This is a genomic window from Synechococcus sp. SynAce01, assembly GCF_001885215.1.
Taxonomy (GTDB): Bacteria; Cyanobacteriota; Cyanobacteriia; order PCC-6307; family Cyanobiaceae; genus Regnicoccus; species Regnicoccus frigidus.
The window spans coordinates 2,135,728-2,162,343 of record NZ_CP018091.1 but is presented as its reverse complement, the minus strand read 5'-3'; the positions used below and the strand labels follow the sequence as shown (position 1 = coordinate 2,162,343).

At 67.1% G+C, this 26,616-nt stretch carries 29 protein-coding genes; 14 read left to right on the top strand and 15 right to left on the bottom strand.

Annotation, left to right across the window (positions count from 1 at the left end; genetic code table 11):
• Positions 1 to 70 precede the first annotated feature (70 nt).
• The 8 genes from tsf to BM449_RS11245 form a co-directional block, all read right to left on the bottom strand.
• Complete coding sequence (gene tsf, locus BM449_RS11275) at positions 71 to 733, bottom strand: translation elongation factor Ts (RefSeq protein ID WP_071801295.1); 663 nt, start codon at positions 731 to 733, stop codon at positions 71 to 73.
• Positions 734 to 820: 87 nt separating this feature from the next.
• Entirely contained in the window at positions 821 to 1,543 is a 723-nt protein-coding gene (rpsB, locus tag BM449_RS11270) for a 30S ribosomal protein S2 (protein ID WP_071801294.1), read from the bottom strand.
• Between the two features lie 184 nt (positions 1,544 to 1,727).
• Positions 1,728 to 2,660: a glycosyltransferase family A protein gene (locus BM449_RS11265; protein WP_071801293.1), complete on the bottom strand. Its 933-nt coding sequence runs from the start codon at positions 2,658 to 2,660 to the stop codon at positions 1,728 to 1,730.
• 11 nt (positions 2,661 to 2,671) lie between these two features.
• Positions 2,672 to 2,827 carry a hypothetical protein gene (locus BM449_RS14690; protein ID WP_120352787.1) on the bottom strand — a complete coding sequence of 52 codons (156 nt, stop codon included), beginning with the start codon at positions 2,825 to 2,827 and terminating at the stop codon, positions 2,672 to 2,674.
• Between the two features lie 48 nt (positions 2,828 to 2,875).
• Positions 2,876 to 3,646 (bottom strand): DevA family ABC transporter ATP-binding protein, encoded by a 771-nt coding sequence (locus BM449_RS11260; RefSeq protein WP_071801292.1) that lies wholly within the window; start codon positions 3,644 to 3,646, stop codon positions 2,876 to 2,878.
• Positions 3,647 to 3,693: 47 nt separating this feature from the next.
• Entirely contained in the window at positions 3,694 to 4,881 is a 1,188-nt protein-coding gene (gene devC / locus BM449_RS11255) for an ABC transporter permease DevC (RefSeq protein ID WP_071801291.1), read from the bottom strand.
• Positions 4,878 to 5,741, bottom strand: a complete 864-nt coding sequence (locus tag BM449_RS11250; protein ID WP_233830691.1) for an HlyD family efflux transporter periplasmic adaptor subunit — start codon at positions 5,739 to 5,741, stop codon at positions 4,878 to 4,880. The genes devC and BM449_RS11250 overlap by 4 nt, the downstream gene beginning before the upstream one ends.
• Before the next feature lie 20 nt (positions 5,742 to 5,761).
• Positions 5,762 to 6,532: a phycocyanobilin:ferredoxin oxidoreductase gene (locus tag BM449_RS11245; protein WP_233830689.1), complete on the bottom strand. Its 771-nt coding sequence runs from the start codon at positions 6,530 to 6,532 to the stop codon at positions 5,762 to 5,764.
• Positions 6,533 to 6,568: 36 nt separating this feature from the next.
• Here BM449_RS11245 and BM449_RS11240 point away from each other — a divergent pair, with 36 nt between their 5' ends.
• Together BM449_RS11240 and BM449_RS11235 are read left to right on the top strand one after the other, a co-directional pair.
• Positions 6,569 to 7,882: a pitrilysin family protein gene (locus tag BM449_RS11240; RefSeq protein WP_083544667.1), complete on the top strand. Its 1,314-nt coding sequence runs from the start codon at positions 6,569 to 6,571 to the stop codon at positions 7,880 to 7,882.
• Complete coding sequence (locus BM449_RS11235; protein WP_071801289.1) at positions 7,879 to 9,192, top strand: pitrilysin family protein; 1,314 nt, start codon at positions 7,879 to 7,881, stop codon at positions 9,190 to 9,192. The genes BM449_RS11240 and BM449_RS11235 overlap by 4 nt, the downstream gene beginning before the upstream one ends.
• Here the strand turns inward: BM449_RS11235 and BM449_RS11230 are convergent.
• A complete protein-coding gene (locus BM449_RS11230) occupies positions 9,153 to 9,413 on the bottom strand; it encodes an NAD(P)H dehydrogenase assembly family protein (RefSeq protein ID WP_233830687.1) in 261 nt (86 codons plus the stop codon). The two genes, BM449_RS11235 and BM449_RS11230, sit on opposite strands and share 40 nt — an antisense overlap.
• 58 nt (positions 9,414 to 9,471) lie before the next feature.
• Between BM449_RS11230 and BM449_RS11225 the strand changes: the two genes are divergently transcribed.
• The 4 genes from BM449_RS11225 to BM449_RS11210 are packed head-to-tail and all read left to right on the top strand — an operon-like array spanning position 9,472 to position 14,340.
• Complete coding sequence (locus BM449_RS11225) at positions 9,472 to 10,047, top strand: biotin transporter BioY (protein WP_071801288.1); 576 nt, start codon at positions 9,472 to 9,474, stop codon at positions 10,045 to 10,047.
• Between the two features lie 33 nt (positions 10,048 to 10,080).
• Positions 10,081 to 10,560 (top strand): signal peptidase II, encoded by a 480-nt coding sequence (lspA, locus tag BM449_RS11220; RefSeq protein ID WP_071801287.1) that lies wholly within the window; start codon positions 10,081 to 10,083, stop codon positions 10,558 to 10,560.
• The gene (locus BM449_RS11215) at positions 10,547 to 12,748 is read left to right on the top strand and encodes a transglycosylase domain-containing protein (protein WP_233830685.1); all 2,202 of its coding nucleotides are present in this window, start codon (positions 10,547 to 10,549) and stop codon (positions 12,746 to 12,748) included. The genes lspA and BM449_RS11215 overlap by 14 nt, the downstream gene beginning before the upstream one ends.
• Positions 12,748 to 14,340 carry a GTP-binding protein gene (locus BM449_RS11210; RefSeq protein WP_120352786.1) on the top strand — a complete coding sequence of 531 codons (1,593 nt, stop codon included), beginning with the start codon at positions 12,748 to 12,750 and terminating at the stop codon, positions 14,338 to 14,340. The genes BM449_RS11215 and BM449_RS11210 overlap by 1 nt, the downstream gene beginning before the upstream one ends.
• Before the next feature lie 80 nt (positions 14,341 to 14,420).
• Here BM449_RS11210 and BM449_RS11205 read toward each other — a convergent pair whose 3' ends face one another.
• On the bottom strand, positions 14,421 to 15,956 hold the full coding sequence (locus BM449_RS11205; RefSeq protein ID WP_071801285.1) for a pyridoxal-dependent decarboxylase: 1,536 nt from the start codon (positions 15,954 to 15,956) through the stop codon (positions 14,421 to 14,423).
• Positions 15,957 to 16,053: 97 nt separating this feature from the next.
• On the opposite strand from BM449_RS11205, the gene BM449_RS11200 reads away from it, so the two are divergent.
• Entirely contained in the window at positions 16,054 to 16,596 is a 543-nt protein-coding gene (locus BM449_RS11200) for a nucleoside deaminase (RefSeq protein ID WP_255448087.1), read from the top strand.
• On the opposite strand, the gene BM449_RS11195 is transcribed toward BM449_RS11200, so the two are convergent.
• Complete coding sequence (locus BM449_RS11195) at positions 16,514 to 17,722, bottom strand: alanine--glyoxylate aminotransferase family protein (protein WP_071801284.1); 1,209 nt, start codon at positions 17,720 to 17,722, stop codon at positions 16,514 to 16,516. The two genes, BM449_RS11200 and BM449_RS11195, sit on opposite strands and share 83 nt — an antisense overlap.
• Before the next feature lie 82 nt (positions 17,723 to 17,804).
• Positions 17,805 to 18,323, bottom strand: a complete 519-nt coding sequence (locus BM449_RS11190; RefSeq protein WP_071801283.1) for an allophycocyanin subunit beta — start codon at positions 18,321 to 18,323, stop codon at positions 17,805 to 17,807.
• A 197-nt stretch (positions 18,324 to 18,520) separates the two neighbouring features.
• On the opposite strand from BM449_RS11190, the gene glnA reads away from it, so the two are divergent.
• Together glnA and BM449_RS11180 are read left to right on the top strand one after the other, a co-directional pair.
• Complete coding sequence (gene glnA / locus BM449_RS11185; RefSeq protein ID WP_071801282.1) at positions 18,521 to 19,942, top strand: type I glutamate--ammonia ligase; 1,422 nt, start codon at positions 18,521 to 18,523, stop codon at positions 19,940 to 19,942.
• A 105-nt stretch (positions 19,943 to 20,047) separates the two neighbouring features.
• A complete protein-coding gene (locus tag BM449_RS11180; RefSeq protein WP_071801281.1) occupies positions 20,048 to 21,109 on the top strand; it encodes a class I SAM-dependent methyltransferase in 1,062 nt (353 codons plus the stop codon).
• A gap of 20 nt (positions 21,110 to 21,129) precedes the next feature.
• Here BM449_RS11180 and BM449_RS11175 read toward each other — a convergent pair whose 3' ends face one another.
• Positions 21,130 to 21,414 (bottom strand): hypothetical protein, encoded by a 285-nt coding sequence (locus BM449_RS11175; RefSeq protein WP_120352785.1) that lies wholly within the window; start codon positions 21,412 to 21,414, stop codon positions 21,130 to 21,132.
• Between the two features lie 36 nt (positions 21,415 to 21,450).
• On the opposite strand from BM449_RS11175, the gene BM449_RS11170 reads away from it, so the two are divergent.
• On the top strand, positions 21,451 to 21,771 hold the full coding sequence (locus BM449_RS11170; protein WP_233830681.1) for a DUF6439 family protein: 321 nt from the start codon (positions 21,451 to 21,453) through the stop codon (positions 21,769 to 21,771).
• A gap of 25 nt (positions 21,772 to 21,796) precedes the next feature.
• Here BM449_RS11170 and BM449_RS11165 read toward each other — a convergent pair whose 3' ends face one another.
• Both BM449_RS11165 and BM449_RS11160 read right to left on the bottom strand, forming a co-directional pair.
• Positions 21,797 to 22,213, bottom strand: a complete 417-nt coding sequence (locus tag BM449_RS11165) for an ATP-binding protein (RefSeq protein ID WP_071801279.1) — start codon at positions 22,211 to 22,213, stop codon at positions 21,797 to 21,799.
• Between the two features lie 42 nt (positions 22,214 to 22,255).
• A complete protein-coding gene (locus BM449_RS11160) occupies positions 22,256 to 22,978 on the bottom strand; it encodes a GUN4 domain-containing protein (protein ID WP_071802233.1) in 723 nt (240 codons plus the stop codon).
• A 71-nt stretch (positions 22,979 to 23,049) separates the two neighbouring features.
• Between BM449_RS11160 and mnmH the strand changes: the two genes are divergently transcribed.
• Genes mnmH through BM449_RS11140 form a run of 4 tightly spaced genes read left to right on the top strand, consistent with a single transcriptional unit; the run spans position 23,050 to position 26,611 of the window.
• Positions 23,050 to 24,102, top strand: coding sequence for a tRNA 2-selenouridine(34) synthase MnmH (gene mnmH, locus BM449_RS11155; protein ID WP_071802232.1), 1,053 nt, complete (start codon positions 23,050 to 23,052; stop codon positions 24,100 to 24,102).
• A gap of 24 nt (positions 24,103 to 24,126) precedes the next feature.
• A complete protein-coding gene (psb28, locus tag BM449_RS11150) occupies positions 24,127 to 24,525 on the top strand; it encodes a photosystem II reaction center protein Psb28 (RefSeq protein WP_071801278.1) in 399 nt (132 codons plus the stop codon).
• Entirely contained in the window at positions 24,522 to 25,601 is a 1,080-nt protein-coding gene (locus BM449_RS11145) for an AI-2E family transporter (RefSeq protein WP_071801277.1), read from the top strand. The genes psb28 and BM449_RS11145 overlap by 4 nt, the downstream gene beginning before the upstream one ends.
• A complete protein-coding gene (locus tag BM449_RS11140) occupies positions 25,598 to 26,611 on the top strand; it encodes an AI-2E family transporter (RefSeq protein WP_071801276.1) in 1,014 nt (337 codons plus the stop codon). The genes BM449_RS11145 and BM449_RS11140 overlap by 4 nt, the downstream gene beginning before the upstream one ends.
• Positions 26,612 to 26,616 lie beyond the last annotated feature (5 nt).

Genomic DNA, 26,616 nt, shown 5'->3' with positions numbered 1-26,616 from the left:
GGGGGGAGGAGGAGAGGGCTGGGCAGGGCTCAGGCGAAGGTGCTCAGGCGCGATGGAGCTCAGGAGGTGCTCAGGCGGTGCCGACGCCCATTGAAGCCACTTCGGCAGCAAAGTCGCTCTGCTCGACCTCAATGCCTTCGCCGAGGGTGTAGCGGGTGTAACGCCGAACCTGGATGTTTTCACCGAGTTGGCCGGCCACCTGCTTGACGAGTTCGGCCACCGTGATCGAGCTGTCCTTGATGAAGGGTTGATCCAGCAGGGCCAGCTCCTTGAGTCGCTTGCCGATGCGCCCGTCGACAATCTTTTCCTTCATCTTGTCGGGCTTACCGGCGAGGTCGTCGCGGCCCATTTCGATCACCTTCTCGCGCTCAACGATCTCCGCTGGAATCTGATCGGTGCTGACGTATTCGATGCTGGGGCAGGCGGCGATCTGCATCGCCACGTTGCGCAGCAGATCCTGGAAGACATCACCGCGGGCGACGAAATCGGTTTCGCAGTTCAGCTCCAAAAGCACGCCCACCCGGGCACCGGTGTGGATGTAGCTGCCGATCGAGCCTTCAGCAGCGGTGCGACCCGCCTTCTTCTCGGCGGTGGCGATCCCCTTCTGACGCAACCACTCGGTCGCCTTGGTCATGTCGCCATTGGCTTCCTGGAGCGCCTTCTTGCAGTTCATCATTCCTGCGCCGGTCTTGTCGCGCAGTTCCTTGACGAGCTTTGCTGAAATCTCAGCCATGGGGAGAAAAGGAGAAGAGAGAAAGGGGGAGGAGAGCTGGAATGGGATGGGTGAGGGAGGGCCGGCCAGGCGGACGGCCCCGGGGCCTCAGCCCTCCTCGTCTTCGCTGGCCCGTTGATCGGTGGAGTCGCCGTGGCGGCCCTCATTGATCGCGTCGGCGAGGCGACCGAGCACGAGCTGAACGGAGCGCACCGCGTCGTCGTTGCAGGGAATCGGCACGTCGGTGAGATCGGGATCGCAGTTGGTGTCCAGCATCGACACCAGGGGGATATCGAGCTTGCGGCATTCCAGAACCGCGTTGGATTCGCGGCGCTGGTCGACGAGGATCACCACATCGGGCAGGCGGCGCATGTTCTTGAGACCGCCCAGATACTTCTGCAGACGGTCCAGTTCGCGCCGCAGCACAGCGGCTTCTTTCTTGGGGCGCATGGCGATGGCGCCAGACGATTCCATCCGCTCAAGATCCTTGAGCCGATCGATGCGGGCGCGCATCGTGCTCCAGTTGGTGAGCATGCCGCCCAGCCAGCGCTGGTTCACGTAGGAGGCACCGCAGCGGGCCGCTTCAAGGGCGATCACCTCGGAGGCCTGCTTCTTGGTGCCGACGAACAAAAAACGCTTGCCAGCGCGGGAGGCACTGCGGGTCCATTTGTAGGCGTTGTTCATGCAGATGGCGGTCTGCACGAGATCGATGATGTGAACTCCGTTGCGCGCGCAATAGATGTAGCGCGACATCTTGGGGTTCCAACGACGGGTTTGGTGCCCAAAGTGGGCACCCGCCTCCATCATTTCGGAGAGGGTTACGACAGCCATGGTTAAGGGGTGGGGTTTCGGGTTCGCCTCCACCTGCCAGGGATCAGAGCGGAGCAGCTCTATCGCCAGCTCCAGTGGGAGTGGGGATAGGAGCGGCCGGGATTCGCCTGAGCACCCGAAACGGACAGGTGTGCGGTGTTTTTAGGGACTACCCAAGCTACCAAAGCGCTTGCTGGGCTGATTTTCAGCTGAGCCCAGCGGCGCGGGCTTCGCGGAAGAGGGCGCGCACACCGATGCGGTTGAGCGGCAGGCGCAGCAGTTCCATCGCCAGGTCGGAATGGCCACGGCGCAGCAGCCAGGCCAGCAAGGGCCTGAGGCTGCGCTCATTGAGCAGGCCACCGGCGGTGAGCAGTTCCCAGAGCAGCCGATGCAGCCAGGTGAACTGGATGATGAAGCGCACCCGACGGGTGGGGTGTTTCCGGTAAAAAACCAGACCCATCCGGGCCCGTTCCTGCTCCAGGCGCACCAGATCGGGAACCTGCTCCAGGCTCAGGGCCGGGTGCCAGTGATAGCCGGGGGCCTGCGGGCAACGCACCAGCACCACGCCCATCCGCCGCAGCCGTTCACCCAGTTCCAGGTCTTCCCAGCCATAGAGCCGGAAGCCCGTGTCAAACAGGCCGGAGCGCTCCAGCAGGTCGCGGTCGATGGCCACATTGCCGGTGGCGAAATAGGCCCAGGAGTGATCGCTGAGCTTGTGGGGCTCGCTGCTGGGATCGGCGAAGTTACTGGTGTTGATCACCGCGCCGTAGGTGAAGCACAGTTTGTTACCGCTCTGGCGCCAGTGGCGCTCCAGGGCTGTGGCATGGGCGGCAAGGAAGCCGGCCGTCACCACCAGATCGCTGTCGATGAAAACGATCACGTCTCCGCGGGCTTCATCCACACCGCGATTGCGCCCGGCAGCGGCACCGCCATGGTCCTGCTCGATCAGGCGCACATGGGGAAAACTGGCTGCCTCCTGGCGCAGCCACTCGGCGGTGCCATCGGTGGAGCCGTCGTCAACGACGACGACCTCATAACGATCAACCGAAGCGGCCGGGTCCTGGTTCTCCAGGGCGCGCAGACACTTCTCGAGGATCGGTCGCCGGTTGTAGGTGGGGATGACGACGCTTGGAAACATGCGTCTGCGGGTCAGTCGGCGGCGCCGCCGTTGTTGGCCGTGCCGGTGACGCCGTTGCCAGCGCCTTCACCGCGACCGTCGTTGCGCAACTTGCGCTTCTTGAACTTACGGGCGTAGGAGCGGTTGCGTTCCTGCTTTTCCTTCTTCAGATTCCTGCGTTTCGACATCGAGAACCGTTGTTCTTGGGGATAGAAAAACCATCCTACTCCTGGCCATCAGGCCAGGGCCACCAGTGGAGCAGACGAGGGAGAGAGCCGGAGGCGGCCATCCTCCATTTCCACCAACCGATCAGCCACATCGAGGATGCGCGGGTCGTGGGTCACCAGCAGCACGGCGCAGCCCTGCTCGCGGGCCAGACCTTTGAGCAGATCCACCACATCCCGGCCACTGCGGCTGTCAAGGGCGGCGGTGGGTTCATCGGCCAGCAGCAGCCTCGGGTGGGCGGCCAGCGCCCGGGCGATCGCCACCCGCTGCTTCTGGCCACCGGAGAGGTCGTGGGGGGCCTTGGCCAGGTGGTCGCCCAGCCCAACCGCCCGCAGCCATTCGCGCGCCTGATCACGCCGGGCCCGGTAGCTCAGACCCGGCAGCAGGTCGGAGCCCATCTGCACGTTCTGCTCGGCGCTGAGACAACGCAGCAGGTTGTGGCCCTGGAAAATCATGCCGATCTGGCGGCGCAGGCGCTGGCGCTGGCCCCGGCTCGATCCCTTCAGGGCCTGCCCCAGCACCCGCACTTGGCCCTGCTGAACCTGACGCAATCCCCCCACCAGGGTGAGCAGGGTGGTCTTGCCGCATCCCGATGGGCCCGTGAGCAGCACCACCTCGCCCGGGTGGATGGAGAGATCGACGTCCGCGAGAACCTGGCGGCGCATCTCCCCTTCGCCATACCAATGACAAAGGCCACGAACCTCCACCGTCGCCGGGGGCTGGGATCCGTCGGAATTTGATCCATTGGCCTGGGATCCATTGCGGTGAGTGGAGGAGGCCATGGGCTGAAGGGTTGGGGGCCGCGATGGGTTCTGAAGCTCTGGGCCGATCAGAAGATCTCGGCTGGATCGGCGTCGGCCAGGCGGCGCATCGCCATCGTGGCTGAGCCCATGCACATCACCAGAATCAGGCTGAACACCACCACCGCTCGGGTGGTGTTCATCTCGACCGGCAATTTGGTGGCGGCACGCACCAGGGCATAGAGCCCCTGGCCCACGCCATAGGCCGGCAGATAGCCGAGCATCGCCAGCAGCAGGCCTTCCCGGGCCACCACCCCCAGCAGGGAACGGAGCGGATAACCCATCGCCATCAAGGTGGCGTACTCCGGCAGGTGGTCGCTGACGTCGCTGTAGAGGATCTGATAGACGATCACGCAGCCGACCACAAAGCCCATGCCAGCGCCAAGGGTGAAGATGAAACCGATCGCCGTGCTGCTGCGCCAGTAGTCCTTCTCGGCTTCTTCGAATTCGCTCTTGGTCAGCACCGACACGTCCTGGGGCAGCAGGGCCTGCAAGCGCGCCTGCACGGCGACCGGATCAGCCCCGGGGGTCACCCGGATCAGGCCCACCTCGATGCTCCCGGGCGGCGTGCCGGGCCTCAGGCGCAGAAAGGTTTCGCGGCTGGTGATCAGGTTGCCGTCGGCACCAAACGAGGGGCCCAGGCCCACCAGCCCGGCCACGCGCACCCGTTTGCCGTCCACCTCGGTTTCAACGGTGCGGCCTTCGCGGAACCACTCGCCCACCGGACCGAATTCCTCCCTTGACTGCTCATCGAAGAGAACCCGGCCCTGCTGGGTGAGCGCCTGGGCCTTGATCTTCAGCTCCGGGTCGAGAAACAGCGGATCGTTGGGCTCAAAGCCGATCGCCAGAATCGAGCGGGTGCTGCGGTTTTCTGGGTTGCGCCAGATCATCAGGTTCCAGTTCACCGGCGTGATCCCTGCCACCTCGGAATCGGCGAGGCTCTGCACCAGCCGCCGCCTCGGAAAGCCGGACATGCTGACCGAGCTGATCGTGCGCGGGCTGATCAGCACCAGATCGGCGTCGAACTCCTTGTGGATCGTGACGCTGGCATCGAACAGCCCGTCGCGGAAGCCCAGCTGCATGAACATCAAGATGCCGGCGAAGCTGATGCCCGCCAGCGCCACCGCCAGCCGCACCGGTTGGCGGGTGAGCAGCAGCCAGGCCAGCGGAATCGCCCGCGCCCCCCAGAGCCGGCCCCAACAGCCCCGCCCGCTCACGGCAGAAAACGGGTGATCGTTTTCATTCCCACCAGGTTGCGCACCCGGTTGGAATCCTCTGGATCGAGGCTCAGCCGCACTTCCACCACCCGGGCGTCGGCGTCGCCGGTGGGGTCGGTGGAGAGCACGTCCCGTTGACGCACCTGGGGGCTGATGCGGATCACCTTGGCGTTGAGGGTGCCGCTGAAACCGCCGTTCTCACTGGTGATTGTGGCCGGTTGACCCACCTGGATCCGGTTGATGTCACTTTCATAAACCTCAGCCACCGCTTCCATCCGGTCGCCGGCGCCGAGCTCAAGGATGCCGGCATCGCCGGGCCGTTCGCCGACCCTGGCCTGCAGCCGCAGCACGGTGCCGGCGATCGGGGCCGTCAGCACGGTGTTGACCAGATCGGCCTCCACCTTGACGAGCTCGTCGCGGGCTTCCCGCAGGCTTCCCTGCACTTCGATCAAGCGCAGCTCGCGGTTCTCCAGATCCGCCGCGGCCGTAGCGCCTGCCTTGGCCAACTGGCGATAGCGGTTGATGTCACGCTCGATCACCACCAACTGGCGGCTGAGGTTCTCAATGCGGCTGCGCAGCAACTGTTGTTCCGCCTGCAACGGAGGGCCGTTATCAAAGCGGGCCAGCAGCTGGCCGGGCACAACCCGATCGCCTTCCTGCACCAGCAACGCGGTGATCCGGGGACTGCCGCCGATGCCGGTGATCGGGGCGGCGAGCTTGCGCACATCTCCGGCTGGCTCAAGCCGGCCGAGGGCCGAAACGGCTTCGGCTGGAACCACCTGCTTGGGCAGGGCCGCCTGCGCAGGCGGGGCCGATGGCTGGCCCAGCTTCCAGACCAGGGCCCCAGCGCCGCCGAGCACGAGTAGCCCAACAAGAGCGATCAGCCAGCGACGCTGCCACCAGGCCCCAGGGACGGCGGCGGGCTCGGGTCGTCGAACAGGAGTTCCTCGATGTAACGGTTCGCCCAGGTTGGGTTGAACGCCTTCTCCAGAACCCGTCGTGTCTTGTCGTTGCGTTTCTGTTGCTGGCAATACGACAGCTGCCCGTGATAGCGATTCAGGCTAGCGGCGTGGTCTGGGGGCTGCTCGCTGCCTTCAATCACGGCCTTGCCGAGCACGGCCAGGAGCCCCTTGACCTCCTCGATGAACCAGCCCTCTTCGGCGGGGGTCACCGGCCGCACGAAGCGCACGAAAGGGGAGAAGATCGTGCCCCAGGCCGGCAGCTCGCGCGGCTGGCTGAACGGGTGGACCGGCAACGCCTCCAGGCCAGTGACGATGCCGGCAGGCAGGGTGGCACCGGTGGGCGAAAGATCGGCGATGGCGGCGGAGACACCGGCCGGGCCCGCGACGATGTCGGCACCGAACACCGGTAGATCGAAGCGGGGATCCGGGAAAAACACGCAGTGAAGGATTTGCAGACCGGCACCGAGCCGGGCTGTTTCGAGGTGAAGTTTGCGCAGGCCCCGGCACTGCTTCAACTCGTTGCGGATGAACAACTTCTCGCCATCGAGGCTGCCGCTGATCGCTTCGAGGTCTGGAGCGATCGGCAGGGGAGCTAACCCCGGCAGGCTGCTCCAGCTCTCGCGGATTTGGTCAGCCAGGGCATCCACCAAGGGGTGGATGCTTCCGGCGTGGGGAGCGGTTCTGGTCACGAACGCTGCTTCAGCCAGCAGAATGCAGATCCTCCCATGCCTGCAGGTTCTGCCTGCACAGTTCCCCACTTGCCGCTTCCAGCCGAATCGCCCGAGATCTTCCCGGCGCCCCACAGCTCCAACCTTGCCAACGGGGTGCGTGTGGTGAGCGTCGACCAGGAGCAGGCGCCGGTGGTCTGCCTGGATTTCTGGTGTGCGGCAGGAAGCCGCACCGAAACAGCTGAGGAGTCGGGGATCGCCCACTTCCTTGAGCACATGGTGTTCAAGGGAAGCGGCCAGCTCGCCGCCGGTGAATTCGATCGGCGCATCGAGGCCCTCGGTGGCAGCAGCAACGCCGCCACCGGCTTCGACGATGTGCACTATCACGTGCTGATTCCACCGGAAGCGGCCCACGAAGCCCTCGACCTGCTGCTGGATCTGGTGCTTGATCCCCGCCTCCATGCCGACGACTTCGGCATGGAGAAGCAGGTGGTGCTGGAGGAATTGGCCCAGAGCGAAGACCAGCCTGAAGAGGTGGCGTTTCAGCGGCTGCTGGCCCTGGCCTGTCCCGGCCATCCCTATGGCCGTCCGATCCTCGGCGACCGCCAGGCCCTGCTCGACCATGACCCGCAACGGATGGCCCAGTTCCATCGGCGGCGCTACCGGGCCGAGAACTGCAGCCTGGCGATGGCCGGTGCGGTCGGGGCGCTGGAGCTGGAGCGCCATGTGGCCGCCAGTGCCTTGGTCACTCTGCCCGCCGCCAACGATCTGATCGAGGATCCGGGCGGTGCACCCTTTCCAAGCCTGCACCTGCAAAGCGGCCGCCACGACCTGCGTCTACCACGGCTTGAGGCTGCCCGCCTGTTGATGGTCTGGGAGTTTCCGGCTGCAGCCGATCTCGACGCCATTGCCGGCGCCGACCTGCTCACCACCCTGCTGGCTGAGGGCAAGCGCAGTCGGCTGGTGCAACGGCTGCGGGAAGACCTCAGGATCGTCGAGAGCATCGACCTGGATCTCAACGTGCTGGAGGCCGGCAGCCTGGCCATGCTCGAAGCCGTCTTTGAGGCGGAGCAGGCCGACCAGGTTGAAGCCGAGATCGCCAAGGTGCTGCGTGAGCTCGCCGATCAGCTCCCCACCGAGCAGGAACTGGAGCGCGCGCGGCGCCTGGTTTCCAACGGTTATCGCTTCGGCCTGGAATCGGCCTCCTCGGTGGCTGGCCTGACCGGCCACCAGGGCCTCTGGGGGCGGCTGACTCCGCTGAACCATCCACTTGAGCTACTCGCCGGCTGGAGCGTGGAGCGGCTCAAGGAGCAGATGCTGCCGCGACTGGATCCCGACCTGGCCTGCCGTCTGCTTGTCTTGCCGGCATGAGCCATGCCCCCACCCCCCGCTTGCCGGAGCCGGAGAGCTTCACGCTGAAAGGCGGCTGCCCGGTCTGGGTGATTCAAAGGCCCGGCCCGGCGATCGTGTCCGTCAAGCTCCTGATCCGGGGCGGCAGCTCTGGAGACCCCGCCGGACAACGGGGGCGCGCCCAGTTGCTGGCCGGACTGCTCAGCCGGGGCTGCGGTGACCTCAGTGGTGAGGCCCTGGCCGATCTGGTTGAAGGTCTGGGCGATGAGCTGCGCTGCGAGGCGTCGGAAGACGGCCTGCTGATCAGCCTCAAGTGCGCCAGTGCCGACAGCCCGGCCCTGCTGCCCCTGCTGCAGACGATGGTGCGCAACCCCTGGCTGGCCAACGACCAGATCAGCCTGGAGCGCCAGCTCAACCTCCAGGCCCTCAATCGCCAGCGGGAGGACCCCTTCCAGCAGGCCCATGATCTGCTGCGCCACCAGCTCTATGGCGACGGTCCCTATGGCCATGACCCCCTCGGGGTGGACCAGGAATTGGCCGCCCTGGGGCGACCCCAGTTGCTGGAGGCCGCCGACCAACTCGGCCGCCAGGGAGCGGTGCTGGTGATCGCCGGTCAGCCGCCAACCCAGCTGCGGGCCCTTCTCGAGCCCAGCGGAGATGGCTGGCCCACCACTGCTCCGGCGATGGCACCCGGGCCTGCCGGGCGCAGCGTCGCCTCCCTGGCCTGTGAGGCCCAGGACACCGAACAGTTGGTGCTGATGCTGGGAGCCGTCACGGTTCCGCTCGGCGATCCCCGCTCACTGGCCCTGCGCTTGCTCCAGTGCCATCTGGGCATCGGCATGTCGAGTCGCCTGTTCGTGTCCCTGCGCGAAGAGCAGGGCCTGGCCTACGACGTCGGCGTTCACCTGCCGGCGCGACGCGGCGGGGCCCCCTTTGTCTTCCATCTCTCCAGCTCGGCGGAGCGAGCCGCTGAAGCCACCAGTCAGTTGCTGCAGGAATGGCAACGGCTGCTGGATCAACCGCTGAGCGACACGGAATGGCAGCTGGCTCTGGCCAAATACCGGGGTCTGGTCGCCGCGGGCCGTCAGACCTGCGGTCAGATTGCCGATCGCCAAGTTCTGGTGCTGGGTCACGGTCTGGAGTGGACCTACCCGGATGAGGCCAGTCGCCGCGCCGAGAAGCTGACCCCAGGCGATCTCTGGACCTGCGCCCGCAGCCTGCTGGCTGGGCCCAGCCTCAGTCTCTGTGGTCCAACTTCGGCCCTCTCAGCCGCCGAGCGGGTCTGGTCCGCTCATCCGCTGAGCTCTTCGGTCTCGGCGACGCTGAGCTGATCGGCCCGCAGCAGGAAGGTGCCGCGGCGGAAGCGAACGGCCAGCTCGTTGCCCGACTTGAGGGCCGTCACCTGGCCGATCTCACCGACATCCACCAGGTCGGGAGGCCGCAGCATCGGCCTGGAATCGGCGGTTTTGAGGTAGTCGGGAGGCAGCTTCAAACGCACCCTGGCGCCGATGCTCAGGGGGGTGGGGTGCTCAAGATCCGCAGAAGCCATCATCAAAAACGCTCCGTGACTCTCCACTACAGCAGGATGGAGAGAACCATTATCTCTGCGTGTGCGGGCCTTAGCCAACTGGAGCGGCGCCGTTGTCGGATTGCTGCTGATCATCAGTGGAGGTCTGATTCAGACCTTCATTCCGCTGCCGGCCTCAGGGGGTGGCGTCATCTTTCAGGAATTGCCCGTCACCGCCCAGGTGCCAGCCCTGCTGCTCACTGCCCTGGTCTGCGGCCCACGGCCCGCCCTGCTGGCAGCGGTGGCCTACCTCAGCCTGGGGCTGCTGTTGATGCCGGTCTTTCAAAGCGGTGGCGGCCTGGCCTATCTGCTGGATCCAGGCTTCGGCTATCTGGCTGGCTTCGTTCCAGCGGGCTGGCTGACCGGCCGCCTCGCCCGCCAGGAGGGGATGGGCGATCTGTTGCGCCTGCTGGGGGCGGCCCTGATGGGCCTGCTGGTGATTCAGCTCTCTGGCATCGCCAACCTGCTGATCGGTGGGCTGGCCGGCCGCTGGGGTGACAGCCTGGGCGATCTGCTGATCGGCTACAGCCTCGGACCACTCCTGCCCCAGGCACTGCTCTGCTGTGCCGTGGCCGTGCTGGCGGTGCCCTTGCGCAAACTCCTTCTGGTCGAATCATGAAGCCAGCTATTCCCTGATGACAGCCATCCCCTAATGACAGCCAGCCCCAACCGAGGCCGACGCATCGCCTGGCTGGCGGCCGTGGTCGTTGTGCTGCTCGATCAGCTCAGCAAGCTCTGGGCCGTGGACGCGCTCAGTGAGGCGGTCCCCAGAGACTTCATCCCCGGGGTGTTGCGCCTGCGGTTGTTGTTCAACACCGGCGCCGCCTTCAGCCTGTTCAGCCAGGCCACCGCCGTGCTGGGGCTGGTGAGCTTTGTGGTGGCGGTCGGCCTGGTGATCTGGATCCAACGCCAGAGTGCCCTGCGGCGCTGGCAGGCGCTGGGAGTGGGCTGCCTGCTGGGCGGCGCCCTGGGCAATGGCCTCGATCGCTGGCGGCTGGGCGGGGTGGTGGATTTTCTCGATCTGGTGCCGATCCGGTTCCCGGTGTTCAACCTGGCCGATGTGGCCATCAACCTGGCGGTGCTCTTCCTGGCCCTCGATTTCTGGGAGGGCCAGCGCCGTGCTGGGCGTTGAGAGGTTGAACAAGGGCCTGCCAGCGGCGGCCCCGCCGAGCGAGGCCTTGCTCGACGTGTTCCAGCCGGGCCGGGCCAGCCGCCGGATCAGCCTTCACGGCGGCCTCTACCGCATCGGCCGCGACAGCCAGCTGGAGATCCGCATCGATCACCCGGCGGTGAGCAAGCGCCACGCCCTGCTTGAGCAGGTCGGCCAGGACTGGCTGATCCGTGACGACAGCTCCACCAATGGCCTCTACTGGCAGGGCCGGCCCATCCGGCAACTGCTGCTGCGCGACGGTGATGCGCTGCGTTTTGGCCCCCCCTCCGAGCCGGGCCTGCCGGAGCTGGTTTTCCAGAGCCGATCAAGGCCGCGCCTGCTGCGACTCGCGGCGAGCGCCAGCCTGGCGGCCGCTGCCGCCGCCATCGCCGGGGTCGGCCTGCTGGGGCTCTCCCTGCTGCGGGTGCCGGTGCGCGGCAGCCTGGCGCCCGTGCGCGGCCCGCTGGCCCTCTACGACCGGCAGAACCGCCCGCTCAATTCCCCTGAATCCAGCGAACACCGCGAAAACAAGACCCTGAGCGGCTATCCGAGCGTGCTGGTGGAGGCCTTGCTGGCCAGTGAGGACAGTCGCTTCTGGTGGCATCCCGGCGTCGACCCGATCGGGACGGCCCGGGCCCTGGTCACCAACGTGCTGGGCGGCAGGGTGCTGGAGGGGGGCAGCACGCTTACCCAGCAGCTGGCCCGCAGCCTTTATCCCGAACAGGTGGGCCAGGGGGAAACCCTGGTGCGCAAATGGCGGGAATTGCTCGTGGCCCTGCAGCTGGAGGCGCGTTTCAGCAAGGCAGACCTGCTGCTGAGTTATCTCAACCGGGTCTATCTGGGGGTGGGCTGGGGCTTCGAAGATGCCGCCCGCTCGTTTTTTGAAAAGCCTGCCGCCAAGCTCAGTTTGGAGGAGGCCGCCCTGCTGGTGGGCCTGCTGCCTTCTCCCAACGGCAACGATCCCTGCAGCAACCCCCAGGCCGCGCTCAAAGCCCGTAATGGGGTGTTGCTGAAAATGGCTGATACCGGGCGCATCAGCGCCGACCGTGCCCGCCAGGCCCGGCGCCAGCCGGTTCAGCTCGGGGCCAACGCCTGCCGGGCCGGCCGCAGCCGACCGGCGCCCTTCTATACCGATCAGGTGCGCGCCGACCTGGAGGATCTGCTGGGAGCCGATGTGGCCGCCGAAGGCAACTTCCTGGTCGAAACCCATCTCGACCCCGCGCTGCAGCAGGTGGTGGAACAACGGTTGCGGCGCAGGCTCGACTCCGGCGCCCCGGCCGGCGTCGACGAGGGGGCGGTGGTGGTGCTCGATTCGCGCAGCGGCGGGGTGCTGGCGATCGCCGGCGGCCGCGACTACCGCCGCAGCCAGTTCAACCGGGCCAGCATGGCTCTGCGCCAGCCGGGTAGCACCTTCAAACTGTTCACCTACCTGGCCGCACTGCAGAAAGGCCAGGCGCCCGGCAGCGGCATTCGCTGCGATGCCCTCACCTGGGCAGGTCAGACATTCACCAGTTCCTGCCGGGGCAACCTCAGCCTGCGCCAGGCCTTCGCGGTCAGCAGCAACACCGCGGCCTTACGCCTGGCCCAGCAGGTGGGGCTCGAAAAGGTGAAGCAGATGGCCGAAGACCTGGGCATCCGCACGCCGCTTGAGGCGGTTCCCGGCCTGGCCCTCGGTCAGAGCGAGGTGCGCTTGATCGAGCTCACCGCCGCCTACGGGGCCGTCGCCAATGGCGGAATCTGGCATGCCCCCAGCACAATCCGCCGCCTCACCGACGCCGAAACCTGCGGCGGCCTCGAGAGTGCCCGCTGCCTTGAGCGCCAGGAGGCCCCTGATCGGGTGATCAGCCCGGCCAGGCCCGTGCTCAAACCCGAGCATGCCAAGCAGATGCAGGGGTTGCTGCGCAGCGTCGTGCGCGCGGGCACCGGCGGCGGCGCCTCCCTCGGCGGGGAGGAGGGCGGCAAGACCGGCACCACCAACGAAGGGCGCGATCTGGTCTATGTGGGTTATGAGCCCAGGCGCCACTGGGTGATGGGCATCTGGCTGGGCAATGATCAGAACAAGCCCACCGCTGGCTCCAGCGCCGTGGCTGCCGCGCTATGGAGCGACATCATCCGCGCCTCCGGCCCGGTGCCGGCTAGCGCGTTGAAGGCCAAGGCGGCCGGACCCTGATGCGGCGCTTGCGTCCCTGGCTGTGGTTCGGAGCCGCCCTGCTGGCGGTGGTGGCTCTCTCCCTGCTGCTGCAGGCCGTCAACACCTTGCTCTGGCAGCTCAACGTCCTGCTGCCCGCCTGGCTGGTGGGTCCGGTGCTGCTGCTGATCATCGGAGCTGGCGGCCTGCTGGCCCTGCGGCTGGCCTGGCCGTGGCTGCTGGCCTGGCGCGGGCCGCGCCGCCGGAACGTGTCATCCCAAGCGCTACGTGAACCGCTCGCCAGCCGCCAGGAGGCGGCGGAGCGCAACCTGCAGGCCATCGACCAGATGCTGGAGCGCGTCCGCGACGACGTCGCCAAGGAAGTCCTGCGCCAGGAACGGGAGCAGGTGGAAGCCGACCTGGCCCGCGGCGACCTGGTGCTGGTGCTGTTCGGCGCAGGCTCATCCGGCAAGACCTCCTTGATCCGCGCCCTGCTCAACGAAGTGGTGGGGGAGGTGGGGGCGCCGATGGGCTCAACGGCCGATTGCCACAGCTACCAGCTGCGGCTGAAGGGTCTGCGCCGCGGGCTGCAACTGGTGGACACGCCGGGCATTCTCGAAGCAGGCGCAGATGGCCGCCAACGCGAAACCAATGCCCGCCAGCGGGCCGCCCGGGCCGACCTGCTGATCCTGGTGGTGGACGGGGATCTGCGGGCCACGGAACTGGAGGTGTTCGAGGCCCTCGCCGGCCTGGGCAAGCGGCTGATCCTCGTGCTCAACAAATGTGATCTGCGCGGCGACGAGGAAGAGCGCCGCCTGCTGCAGCTGCTGCGCCAACGAACCGCCGGCCGGATCGAGGCGGGGGACGTGATCCCCGCCAGTGCCGCGCCCCAATCGGTGCCGAGGCCCGGCGGTCAACCGCTCCAGCCCGCTCCGGAGATCGAAGCTCTGCTGCAGCGTCTGGCCACGGTGCTCAAACAGGACGGCGAGGAGCTGATCGCCGACAACATCCTGCTGCAGAGCAGGCGCCTCGGTGATGCGAGCCGAGAGATGCTGTCGCGCCAACGGCGGCGGGATAGCGAAACGCTGATCGAGCGCTACATGTGGATCGGCGCCGGGGTGCTGGTGGTCACGCCCCTGCCGGTCGTCGACCTGCTTGGCACCGCGGCGGTGAACGCCCAGATGGTGATGGAAATCGGCCGGGTCTACGGCGTTGAGATCTCCCGCGCCAGTGGCCAGGAGCTGGCCCTTTCGGTGGGCCGCAGCCTGGCCGGCCTCGGCGTGATCAAGGGAGGGCTGGGCCTGATCGGCTCAGCGTTGACGCTGAACCTGCCGGCGTTGGCCCTCAGCAAGGTGGTCCAGGGGGTGAGTGCCGCCTGGCTGACCCGTATCGCCGGCCAGAGCGTGCTGACCTATTTCGAGCAGGACCAGGACTGGGGAGACGGCGGTCTGCAGGAGGTGGTGCGCCGCCAGTACGACCTCAACCGGCGGGAGGGAGCCCTGAAGAGCTTTCTGGAAGCGGCTTATCAGCGGGTGGTGGAGCCGTTGCAACGGCGGAAGGATCCGCAGCTGCCACCACGCCCAGGGCCTCGGGAGGGGGGGGCAGGAGCGGGCCGCGGGCGTCGAGCACGGTGATCAGCCCGAGGTAGAGCACCCCGATCAGGATCGAGATCGCTCCGGTCAGGATCGCCACCCAGCGGCCCCTGACATTCGGTTCAACCATGGGAAACCCTCGCGCCGTTGTCGTTTCCAACCGCACCCAGGCTGGCAGCCCCGATGCCGGCGTTCGGAGCGGCGTTCGGAGCGGCGATCGTCGGCAGGGATCGCTTCACCACGGCCACCAGCATCTCCAGTTCAGCCTCTCCAGTGTGGGGATTGCCCAGCACGGCCTTGAGGTGGTGATGGCCGTGATACAGCGGGCGCGAGAGCATCAGCTGCTCCGCCATCAGATCGGCGCGGCACTGGGCCGACCAGCTAGCGCTGGCACTGGCGTCCAAGCCAGCGGGCCGGAAGGCCAGCAGGTGGAGAGGCCCGCTCAGCAGGCTGAGGGCCCCCTGGGGAAGGGCGGTTTCCAGCGCGCTGCGCAGCCGCCGGCGCCGGCCGATCGCCGCTTCGATCAGCCGGTCGATGCCTTCAAGACCCAGCTGGCGCAGCCCAAGCCAGAGCTTGAGAATCTCGGCGCTGCGGCTGCCCTGCAGCCCTGATTCGCCTCCATGGCAGGGGCCCCAGCTCGGCTCCATGTAGGGCAGCCCGGTGGCGAAGGTGGCCGGCAGCAGGCCGGGATCGGCGAGCAACAGCAGCGACGAGGTCTTGGTGATTCCCAGCAGCTTCTGGGGGTTCAAAGTGATCGAATCGGCCAGGCCGATTCCCTCCACCCGCTCGCGGTGCCGCTCGCTCAGCGCCAGCACCCCACCGATCGCCCCATCCACGTGCAGCCAGACCCCGTGCCGGCGGCAGACCGCAGCGATGGCAGTCAGGGGATCGACCGCCCCGCGCACGGTGGTACCGGCGCTGGCCACCACGGCGATCACCGGCCTGCCCCGCCGCTCCAGTTCGATCAGTTCGCGCTCAAGCTGGCCGGGATCGAGCCGGCCCGCCGCGTCCACAGGCAGGCGGCGCAAGGCCTCGGGAGCCAGGCCCATCACCACCAGCGCCTTGTCGATCGACACGTGGAGATCGGCACTGCCGATCACCACGGCCTCACCGCAGGTCTGCAGGCCGCGGCTGTGGCGGGCGGTGACCAGGGCCATCAGGTTGCTGAGGCTGCCGCCGCTGGCCGGGACACCGCTAGCGCCATCGCCCAGGCCGACCCGGCGGGCCAGCCAGCCGCAGAGGCTGCGCTCCAGCCGGCTCAGGGTTGGCGACAGCTCCTCCGCCAGCAGGTTGTTGTTGAGGCCGGCGCAGACCAGATCCGCCACCAGCGAGGAGGTCAGCGGCGGCGGATCGAGGTGGGCCAGGGCACCGGGATGGCCGGGGTTGTAGGAGCCCTCCATCAGCAGCTGCAGATCTGCCAGCAGCCGCTCGCCACTAACGCCAAGCAGCTGCGGCTCCACCTCCGGCAGCAGGCTGAGCCCCGGTAGGGGCGGACGATCAGCCGCCGTTCCCAACCAGCGGCAGAGGTGGTGGGCGGCCTCCTGCAGGAAGGCTTCCAGGCCGGGATCGAACGCACCGGGCGAGGCGAAGGGAAGGGGGTCCAGCACCCGACCTAAATCAGGCGTCACAGCCAAGGGCAGGGCGGATTGGGATTTCATTCTGCTGGTCGGCGCGGCAGGAATCCTGGCCGAAGCGAGAGCGCACTCTGGCGAAATGCCAGCCTGAACGGGCCCGTGCACCGGCGTGCTCCAGACCGTGCTCACTCCCACTCAATTCGGCACGGGATGGCGGCAGCTCTGGATGGAGCGACTGCTGCGGCTGGCGGCGCTGGCCGGTGAACGGGGCGAGATCCCGGTGGCGGCGGCGGTGCTCGATGGCAGCAGCCGTTGCCTGGGCTGGGGAACCAACCAACGCCAGACCCGCCAGGACCCGCTCGGGCACGCCGAACTGGTGGCCCTGCGCCAGGCGGCCCTGCTGCGCGGCGACTGGCGCTTCAACGGCTGCACCCTGCTGGTGACCCTGGAGCCTTGCCCGATGTGCGCCGGCGCCTTGATCCAGGCCCGCATGGGAACCGTGCTGTTTGCCGCGGCCGACCCCAAACGTGGGGGGCTCGGCGGCTGCCTCAACCTGGCGACAGACCCCAGCGCCCACCACACCATGGCGGTGCAGGGCGGGCTGCTCGGCGCTGAAGCCGCCACGCTGCTGGAAGGCTGGTTCAGGCGGCGGCGACGGCAACAGCGCCTTGATCGCTCGGCTGGGAGGAGCGAAAACCGGGCAACTCCGTTTCCAGCAGATTGAGCAGCAGATCCACGTTCTCGGCGCGGCTGTTGTAACCCATCAGGCCGATGCGCCAGACCTTGCCGGCCAGGGTGCCCAGGCCGCCACCCACCTCGATGCCGTGGCGGTTGAGCAGGTGAAGGCTGAAGGCCTTGCCGTCGATGCCTTCAGGGATGCGCACCGTGGTGAGCGTGGGCAGGCGCAGGGGCTCGGGAACATGCAACTCCAGCCCCAGCCGCTCAAGCCCTGCCCAGAGCCGCTCGGCATTCTGACGATGGCGGGCCCAGGCGTTCTCCAGGCCCTCTTCCGCCAGCAGACGCAGGGCTTCGCGCATGCCGAAGTTCATGTTGACCGGCGCCGTGTGGTGATAGACCCGGTTACTGCCCCAGTATTGGTTGAGCAGGGAGACATCGAGGTACCAGTTGGGCACCTTGCCCTGGCGCTCCGCCAGCTTGGCCTCGGCGCGGGGCCCCATGCTGAAGGGTCCGAGGCCGGGGGGGCAACTGAGGCCTTTCTGGCTGCAGCTGTAGGCCAGGTCGACGCCCCAGGCATCGAGATACACCGGCACAGCGCCGAGCGAGGTGACGGTGTCGAGCAGCAGCAGGCAGTTGTGGCGACGGCAGAGCTCGCCGATGCCCTCCATCGGCTGGCAGACGCCCGTGGAGGTTTCGGCATGGACGATGGCCAGGATCTTCGGCTGGTGGCGCAGCAGCGCCGCTTCGATTTCCGCCAGGGTGAAGGCCTCCCCCCAGGGCCGCTCGATGGTGTGAACCTCGGCCCGGTAGCGCTGGGCCATGTCCACCAGGCGCAGACCGAAGTAGCCCTTGACGGCAACAAGAACGCTGTCGCCAGGTTCAACGGTGTTGGCCAGGGTGGCCTCCATCGCCGCACTGCCGGTGCCACTCATCGGAATGGTGAGGCGGTTGTCGGTCTGCCAGGCGTAGCGCAGCAGCTCCTGCACCTCGCCCATCAGCTCGATGTAGAGCGGATCGAGGTGACCGATCGGGCTGCGCGCCAGGGCGGCCAGCACGGTGGGATGGGCATTGGAAGGGCCTGGACCCAGCAGCAGCCGTTCCGGGGTGGCGATCGGTCCGACCGAGAGGCGATGACGGTCGCTGACGGGGGCGGAGGGGGACTGGGAGACCAAGGCCAGCGGCGCGAATGGAAGAGAAGTTGAAGACTACCCAGCCAGGCAAGGGCGGATGGGCGGCATTCAGCCGTTGCAGGCCCTAGCGAGCCCGAACGTTGACCACGGCAAGACCGCGGGCCATGTGGTTGAAGGGGATGCGCGCGAGATCGGCATCGCCGAGGCCCTCCTCGGCCAGCCGCTCGCTGACCACATCGGCGAGCAGGGAGATGCTGCGCACGGTGGGGCCGGTGGGCACACCCAGGCTCTTGTAGGTGTCGTCTAGGCCGTTGAGCACCCGTTCATCGAGGATGGTGGGGTCCCCGGCCACCAGCGCGTAGCTGGCGTAGCGCAGGAAGTAGTCCATGTCGCGCAGGCAAGCGGACAGCCGGCGGGTGGTGTAGGCGTTGCCGCCGGGCAGCAACAGCTCGGGATCCTGGGCGAACAGCCGCTGGCTGGCTTCGCGGACGATTTCGGCGGCCTCACGGTTGATCATCTCGGCGGCCGCCAGGCGCGCCTGAGCCTCGGAGAAATAGCCGGAGATCCGCTCGATCGCATCGCGATCGAAGTAGCGCCCCAGCTGGTCATACCGACCAATCAGGCCGGTAATGGCGTCGCGCATGACAGGGAGATCGATAGACCTTGCACGGAAACTAGCATCTGGGATTGCCCAGAACCCTGTCCAGCCATGGGATTTCAAGAACCTGACAGAAAGGGTTACGCAGCCCCTTCGGCCTGATTTCCCCGGATTGACGCCCCCCGTCCGGTGGTCTTCACAATGACCGCAGGCCAACACCCCCGCTCGCCCCTTCCCCTGCCATGCCCAGCTCCAGCAGCGACGTTCTTGCCCAGGTGCGGGAGGGAGGGATCGAGCTGATCGATCTCAAATTCAGCGATCTGCACGGCAAGTGGCAGCACCTCACCATTGCCCCTGACCTGCTGGATGCCGCCAGCTTCACGGCCGGCATCGCCTTCGATGGCTCTTCGATCCGGGGCTGGAAGTCGATCCACGAATCTGATATGGCGATGGTGCCGGATCCAGCGACGGCCTGGATCGATCCCTTCTGCCGGCACCGCACCCTCAGCCTGATCTGCTCCATCCAGGACCCGCGCACCGGCGAGCCCTATGGGCGCTGCCCCCGTTCGATCGCCCGCAAGGCCCTGGCCTGCCTGGATGCAACCGGCCTGGCTGATACGGCCTTCTTCGGCCCGGAGCCGGAATTCTTTTTGTTCGACGACGTCCGTTACGACTCCAGCGCCAGTGGCTGCTTCTACAGCGTGGATTCAATCGAAGCGGGCTGGAACTCAGGCCGACTCGAGGAAGGCGGCAACCTGGCCAACAAAATCCTCAGCAAGGAGGGTTATTTCCCGGTCGCTCCCAACGACACCTTCCAGGACATCCGCAGTGAAATGCTGCTGACCATGGCCCAGCTGGGGCTGCCGATCGAAAAGCACCACCATGAGGTGGGCGCCGCCGGCCAGCAGGAACTGGGTTTTCGCTTCGCCGAGCTGATCACAGCGGCCGACAACGTCCAGACCTACAAATACGTGGTGCGCAACGTGGCCAGAAAATATGGCCGCACCGCCACCTTCATGCCCAAGCCGGTGTTCGGCGACAACGGCAGCGGCATGCACGTGCACCAAAGCCTCTGGAAGGGCGGCCAACCGCTGTTCTTCGGCGAAGGGACCTACGCCAACCTCTCCCAGACAGCCCGCTGGTACATCGGCGGGCTGCTGAAGCATGCCCCCTCCTTTCTGGCCTTCACCAACCCCGCCACCAACAGCTACAAGCGCCTGGTGCCGGGCTTCGAAGCGCCGGTGAACCTGGTGTATTCCCAGGGCAACCGCTCCGCCGCCGTGCGCATCCCGCTGAGCGGCAGCCAACCGGCGGCAAAACGCCTCGAATTCCGCAGCGGTGATGCCCTGGCCAATCCCTACCTGGCCTTCAGCGCCCTGCTGCTGGCCGGCCTCGACGGCATTCGCCAGCAGATCGACCCGGGCGAGGCCATCGACCAGGATCTGTTTGAGCTCACAGCCGAGCAGCGGGCCGGGATTCCCACCGTGCCGGTTTCACTTGAAGCGGCCCTGGAGGCTCTCTCGGCCGATAACGCCTACTTGCTCGATGGCGGTGTGTTCGAGGCCTCCTTCCTGGAGCACTGGATCGCACTTAAATCAGAAGAGGTCCAGGAGCTGCGCCAGCGGCCCCACCCCCACGAATTCAGGCTCTACTACGACGCCTAGCCCCCTACAACGTCTCGCCTTCTAGAAAGTCTGACCCTCGCGGCACCGGTTGCGATCCGTTGGAATGGATGACGCCCATTCAGGTTCAGGCCTCCGATCCAGCCGATGTCCGATCCGGTCAGCAAATTCGCCTACCAGGCGCTGCAGCAGGGCAAAAGCCTGGTGGGCCTGGCCCATAAGGAAGCCAGCAGCCAGCTGCTGCAGTTGATGGCGCCCCAGAGCGTTCCCCAGACAATTCCACTGCCACCGGGCCTGCTCGACCAGTTCCGCAGCTCGATGGAGCGGCTGCTGGAGGTCGACTGGCAGGACGCCGAGCGCGGCATCTACCCCTCCTCCCTGCTCTTTGATGCCCCCTGGCTTGACTGGGCGACCCGCTACCCGCTGGTCTGGCTGGATCTGCCCAACATCTGGAACCGCCGCAGCCAGCGCGATGTGCGCGACCTGCCCGAGACGATCGATCCTGCTGACTTCCCCAGTTACTACCTCCAGAACTTCCACCATCAGACCGACGGCTACCTGAGCGATCGCTCCGCCGCCCTCTACGACCTGCAGGTGGAAATCCTGTTCAACGGCACGGCCGATCCGATGCGCCGCCGTCTGCTGGCGCCGTTGCAGCGGGGTCTGCGCGCCTTCAGCGGCCGCAGCCCCGGCCAGTTGCGGGTGCTGGATGTGGCCACCGGCACCGGCCGTACCCTGCGCCAGCTGCGCGCCGCCCTGCCTGGTGTTCAGCTGGTGGGCCTGGATCTCTCCACCGCCTACCTGCGCGAGGCGAACCGCTGCCTGTCCCAGCTGCCCGATGAACTGCCCCAACTGGTGCAGGGCAATGCCGAGACCATGCCCTTCGCCGACGGCAGCTTCCGGGCGGTGAGCTGCATTTTCCTGCTGCACGAGCTGCCCGGCGAGGCCCGCCAGAACGTGATAGACGAATGTTTCCGCGTGCTCGAACCCGGCGGCACCCTGGTGCTGGCCGATTCGGTGCAGATGGCCGACTCCCCTGACTTCATGCCGGCGATGGAGAACTTCCGGCGGATGTTCCACGAGCCCTACTACCGCGATTACATCGGTGATCGGATCGAGGGGCGGCTCGAGCAGGCCGGCTTCGGGGCCATTCGCGCCGAAACCCACTTCATGACCCGGGTCTGGAGAGCGAGCAAAGCCGCCGCCTGATCGGCCAGCGGCCCAGGATTTCAGCGACCGAGCAGCCACCAGGCCAGCAGCATGCCGCCGCCGCCCCAACGCAGGGCTTTCCAGAAGGCCTGCCCCTCGCGCAAACCGCTGCGAAGCGGCTGAGGCAGGGGATCCAGCAACCGCTGGCCCAGCTCCAGACGTTGACGCAGTCGGCGGGCCGCACTGCTGGTGTCGCGAGGCCCGAGCCTTTCGCCACGGGCCACCACCGCCAGCAGGGACGCGAGGCTGTGCAACCAGCCATCGGGACGGTTGAGCCGGGTTCGGGTGCGCAAACCATGGGGCATGGCGCCAGGATGGATCCCCTTGCCCCCCCGCGTCCAGTGACGCTCCTCCCTGAAACCTCCCCTCCAGCCGTCGCCCCAGCCAACCGGCCCTGGCCCGAGGGCAGCCGGGAGCTGGCCGAGGAGCTGCACAGGCTGCTGGCGATCGAGGAGCGCGATTGGCATGCGCTCAAAGCTCAGAAACCGCGCCGTGGCGCCGAGCAGATCGCGGCGGCCTTGGTGCAACTGCTCAGCGCCGACAGCTCCCCTAACCGACTGGCCGGTGACGGGCAGGCGCGGAGCATCGCCCTGCTTGAACATGGTCTGGCCTGGCTGAAGGGGGATCTCAAGGACCCGGGCTGCCCCAGCCACGGCCGTTGAGACCAGCCGTTAAAACCCGCTGTTGTTAACGGCGGCGCTGGCAGGCGAGCTGCAAGCGGTTGCCACGGCCGCTCCAGCGCACATCATCAAAACAGTGGTGAATCAGGAAAAAACCCCGGCCGCAACAGGCTTCCGGGCTGGCTGGAAGGTCGGCGCAGCGGCGATCAAGCGGAACGCCGAGGCCTTCATCCTGGATCTGCCAGATGATCCAACGGGGCGAGAGGATCCGGCGAATGCGCAGGCATTTGTTGGGGTCGTTGCCATTGCCATGGCGCACGGCATTCACCAGGGCCTCCTGCAGGCCCAGATGCAGATCCGCCAGATTCGCTGACTTGGCCATGGGCTCCAGCAGCAACTCCAGCAGGGGGCCGAGCTGGAGGGTGGAGGGAATGATGAAATCGGTCCAGCGAACTGGTGGGGGGGTGATCAAACGCCGGGGCATTCACTGCTTTGATCACTGAAGTTGAACCTAACAACTCAGGCTTCAACTGGGTTGGCGCTGTTGCAAACCTGGATGGCAGAGCAACGCATCGATCAGGCGCACCCCGCGCAGCTGGTTGATCAGCGGCATGTGGCCTTCAGGGGCCTGCAGCGACCAGGTGAACCCGGAGGGATAGCGGGTCCAGGTGCCGCCGGTTTTCCAGCCCAGCTTCGGCCAGAGCAGGGGCCAGCGCCCGCCGACGCTGCGCAACAGGCGTGCCTGCACCGAAAAACCGAAGCGTCCCAGCGAATAACAGACCCAGAGCCGGTCGAGGCTGACCAGATCGACCGCACTGATCGCCGGCACTTCGCTGAAATAGACATAGCCCCGCTGCTCCGCAGCTGGGCCGGCGAGGCGGCGGAGCAGGGCACTGGTGAGTCGATCGGCTTCCTCGAAGCGTTGCTGGATCAGGGCGCTTTGCAGGGGCTCGTAATCGATGCCCTCGGCACTCGGCACCTCCAGCCAGCCCTGGGGATAGCGGGAGAGGAATGCCGCTGCCAGGCTGTCGTTATCGCGCAGCAACAGCTGGATCAGGGCGCCAGCGGCCCAGTCGTCGCCGGTGGCATCGAGACCACCAAGGCCATCAAGCAGCAGCGGTCGCACCTCCCCAGCTCGCCCTTCGAGCTGGGGCAGAAGGCTGCGGCGCTGCCTGTTGGAGCCGGCCAAAAACCGCTCCAACAACTGTTCGGCACTGACAGTGCTGGTGGCGGAGGGTCCTGAGATCATGACGTTCAGCCGGCTGGATCGGGGCTGGCGCTGGCCCACTATGTCAGGGCAGGACGGTCCGGGGTCGGGTGGTGGCGGAGCGGCTGGCGATCGAGCCCTTCCTGGCCGCGGCCGGCCCCATCGTTGATGCCCGCAGCCCCGCCGAGTACGCCCGTGGCCACATCCCCGGCGCCCACAACCTGCCCCTGTTCAGCGACGATGAGCGGGCCGAGATCGGCACGCTCTACAAGCAACGGGGTCGTCAGCAGGCCGTGATGCTGGGACTGGCCCGGGTGGGTCCGCGCCTGGCCGACCTGGGCGAAAGCCTAAGGGCCCTCCAGGCCGGTGCCGCGGGCGAGGCCGGAACGGGCGCTGCGTTGCGCCTCCATTGCTGGCGCGGTGGCCTGCGTTCAGCGAGCCTCGCCTGGCTGGCCGAGACCATCGACCTGCCGGTTCTGCTCCTGGAAGGGGGCTACAAGGTGTATCGCCACTGGGTGCTGGCCCAATTCGAGCAAGCCTGGCCCTTGCGGCTGCTGGGCGGACGCACCGGCACCGGCAAGACCGACCTGCTGCTGGAGTTGGAGCGCCGCGGCGTCGGCGTGGTGGATCTCGAGGGCCTGGCCCATCACCGTGGCAGCAGCTTCGGCGGCCTCGGCCTGCCGCCCCAGCCGAGCACCGAACACTTCGAAAATCGCCTGGCCGCCAGGCTCGTTGGCCTCGTGGCTGCCGGCCCAATCTGGCTTGAGGCCGAGAGTGTTCAGGTGGGTCGCTGCCGGATCCCCGCCGGCCTCTGGCGGCAGATGCAGGCAGCACCGCGGCTGGAGCTGCGCCGCCCCCTCGACGAGCGCGTGCGGCGGCTCGTGGCGGTGTACGGCAGCCAGAACGGCGCCGCCCTGGCCGAGGCCACGACCCGGATCGCCCGGCGGCTGGGACCGGAGCGGACCCGGTTGGCCCTGGAGGCGATTGCGGCGGAGGACTGGGCCGCCGCCTGCCGCCAGATGCTGGACTATTACGACCGTTGTTACGATCACGAAGCCGCCAAACAACAGGCTATGGCTGGCGAGTCGCTGGATCTGATGACGCTTTGCGAACCTGAGGCCGCCGAGCTGTTGCTGCAGAAGGGCCAGATCAGTGGCGCTGCTTAGGATCAGCCTTTGCTGCCACCTCCGATGACTGCGATTCAGTTCTTTCGTGGCGTGGATGAGCCCGTTGTTCCCGATATCCGCCTGACCCGCTCCCGCGATGGACGGACCGGCCAGGCCCTGTTTGTCTTCGAGGAACCCGAGGCCCTGGCACCGGAGGCGATGGGTGACATCACCGGCATGTTCCTGCTCGATGAGGAAGGCGAACTGGTGACCCGCGAGGTCAATGCACGGTTCGTGAACGGCAAAGCCAGCGCCATCGAAGCCACCTTCACCTGGAAAACCGAAGACGATTTCGCTCGGTTCATGCGCTTCGCCGATCGCTACGCGGCCGGCCACGGCCTCGGCTTCGCCGGGCAAGAGGAATCAGCCGGCGAATCAGCCACCGAGGCGCCCGCAGAGGAGGCGGAGCAAGAAGGGGCTTGAAATTCGGCAACTGGTTGGGACTGGCCGGCACGATTGCCGCCATCGCCTTGCTCTGGAGCCTGCGCGATGTGGTGGTCCAGGTGTTCGCCGCCATCATCCTGGCGATGGCGATCTGCACCCTGGTGGGCTTCGTGGGCCAGCAGTTGCGCTGCAGCCGCCAGATCGCCCTGCTGCTCAGCCTGAGTGGCCTGCTGGTGCTGCTGGTGCTGGCTGTCACCGTATTGATCCCCCCCTTCGCCGCCCAGTTCGGTGAGTTGATCACCAAGGTGCCGGCAGCGGCGGCGCTGTTGCTTGAGATGGGCCGCGGGGCGCTCAGGCATGGCGCCCAGATGCTTTACGGCAGTCAGAACGCCGCCTTGGATCTGAGCTGGCTGCAGCAGCTGCTGCCGGGCAGCAGTGAGGGCACCGCCGCCCTGGCCAGCGGCTTGGGTGGCGGCCTGAGCCGCCTGCTGGGCCTGGCCGGCAACCTCGGCGGTGGCCTGATCCAGCTCTTGTTCGTGGTGGCGGTGAGCCTGATGGTGGCCGTGCAGCCCACGGCCTACCGGGATGTGGCTGTGCTGCTGGTTCCGTCGTTCTATCGGCGCCGCTTCAGGCGGGTGCTCGATCTCTGCGGCTCTGCCCTCAGCAACTGGATGGTGGGCGTGCTGATCAGTTCCTGCTGCGTGGCTCTGCTCTCAGGCATCGGCCTGATGCTGCTGGGGGTGAAGCTGGTGGTGGCCAATGCCCTGCTGGCCGGTCTGCTCAACGTCATTCCCAACGTCGGGCCCACCTTGAGCACGGTGTTTCCGATCTCCGTGGCCCTGCTCGATGCCCCATGGAAGGCCCTGGCGGTGCTGGGGCTCTACATCGTGATCCAGCATCTCGAGAGCTACGTGATCACCCCCTCGGTGATGCAGCACCAGCTCAAGCTTCTCCCCGGCCTGACCCTCTCGGCCCAGTTCCTGTTCACGGTGTTGTTCGGACCCCTGGGTCTGCTGCTGGCCCTGCCCCTGGCGGTCTGCCTGCAGGTGGTGGTCCGGGAGGTGCTGATCCATGACGTGCTCGATCCCTGGAAACGGCAGCGGTTGAGCGCATGAACAGCCGCGCCCTGCTGGGGGTGATGGCCTTGGTGGTGCTGGGGCTGCTGCTCTGGGAACTGCGCTGGGTGCTACTGATTCTGTTCGGGGCCGTGGTGCTGGCCGTGGCCCTCGATGTGCCGGTGACGCTGCTGCGCCGCCGGCTGCCCCTCAACCGGCCCGCCGCCCTCGCCCTGGTGCTGACGGTGCTGGGCCTGATCGGCTGGAAGGTGTCGGAACTGCTGCTTCCCGAACTGGTGCAGCAGGCCAATGAGTTCACCCAGCTGGTGCCCGTGCTGCTGCAGCGGCTGGGCGAGCTGGCCGGCCAGTTCCGTGGCCTGCAGAACCTGGAGCAGCTGTTGCTCGATCCGGGCCGCTGGGAGCGGCTCCAGCCCCTGGGCTCCCAGTTGCTCGGCGTGGCCGGCAGCACGGCGAACACGACGGTCCAGATGGTGCTGATGGGTCTGCTGGCCCTGCTGCTGGCCCTCGATCCCCGCAGCCATCAGCAGTTGTTGATCGCCGCTTGCCCCCGCTTCTGCCGGCCTGACCTGCAGCGGCTGCTGCATGACTGCCGCCAGGCCGTGGGCGGCTGGCTTGGCGGCATGACGATCTCCGCCCTGGTGGTGTTCGCCCTCACCTGGGCCGGTCTGGCGTTGTTGCAGCTGCCCCTGGCCCTGCTCAGCGGCCTGGTCTGCGGCCTGCTCACCTTCGTTCCCACCATTGGCCCCACAGCCGCCACCCTGTTGCCGCTGGCGGTGGCCCTGCTGATTTCACCGGCCAAGCTGGTGCAGGTGCTGATCCTGCGGCTGCTGCTACAGAACTTCGAAGCGTTCGTGCTCACCCCACTGCTACTGCGCCGCACCGTCAACCTGCTGCCAACGGTGGCCCTGATGGCCCAGCTCAGTCTCGGAGCCCTGCTCGGCTTGCCCGGCGTGCTGCTGGCCCTGCCGCTGACCGTGGTGCTGCAGGTGATCTGCCAGCGGGTGCTGGTGGAGCAGGTGATGGATCGCTGGAGCCAGCCCGGCGGCTAGGGATT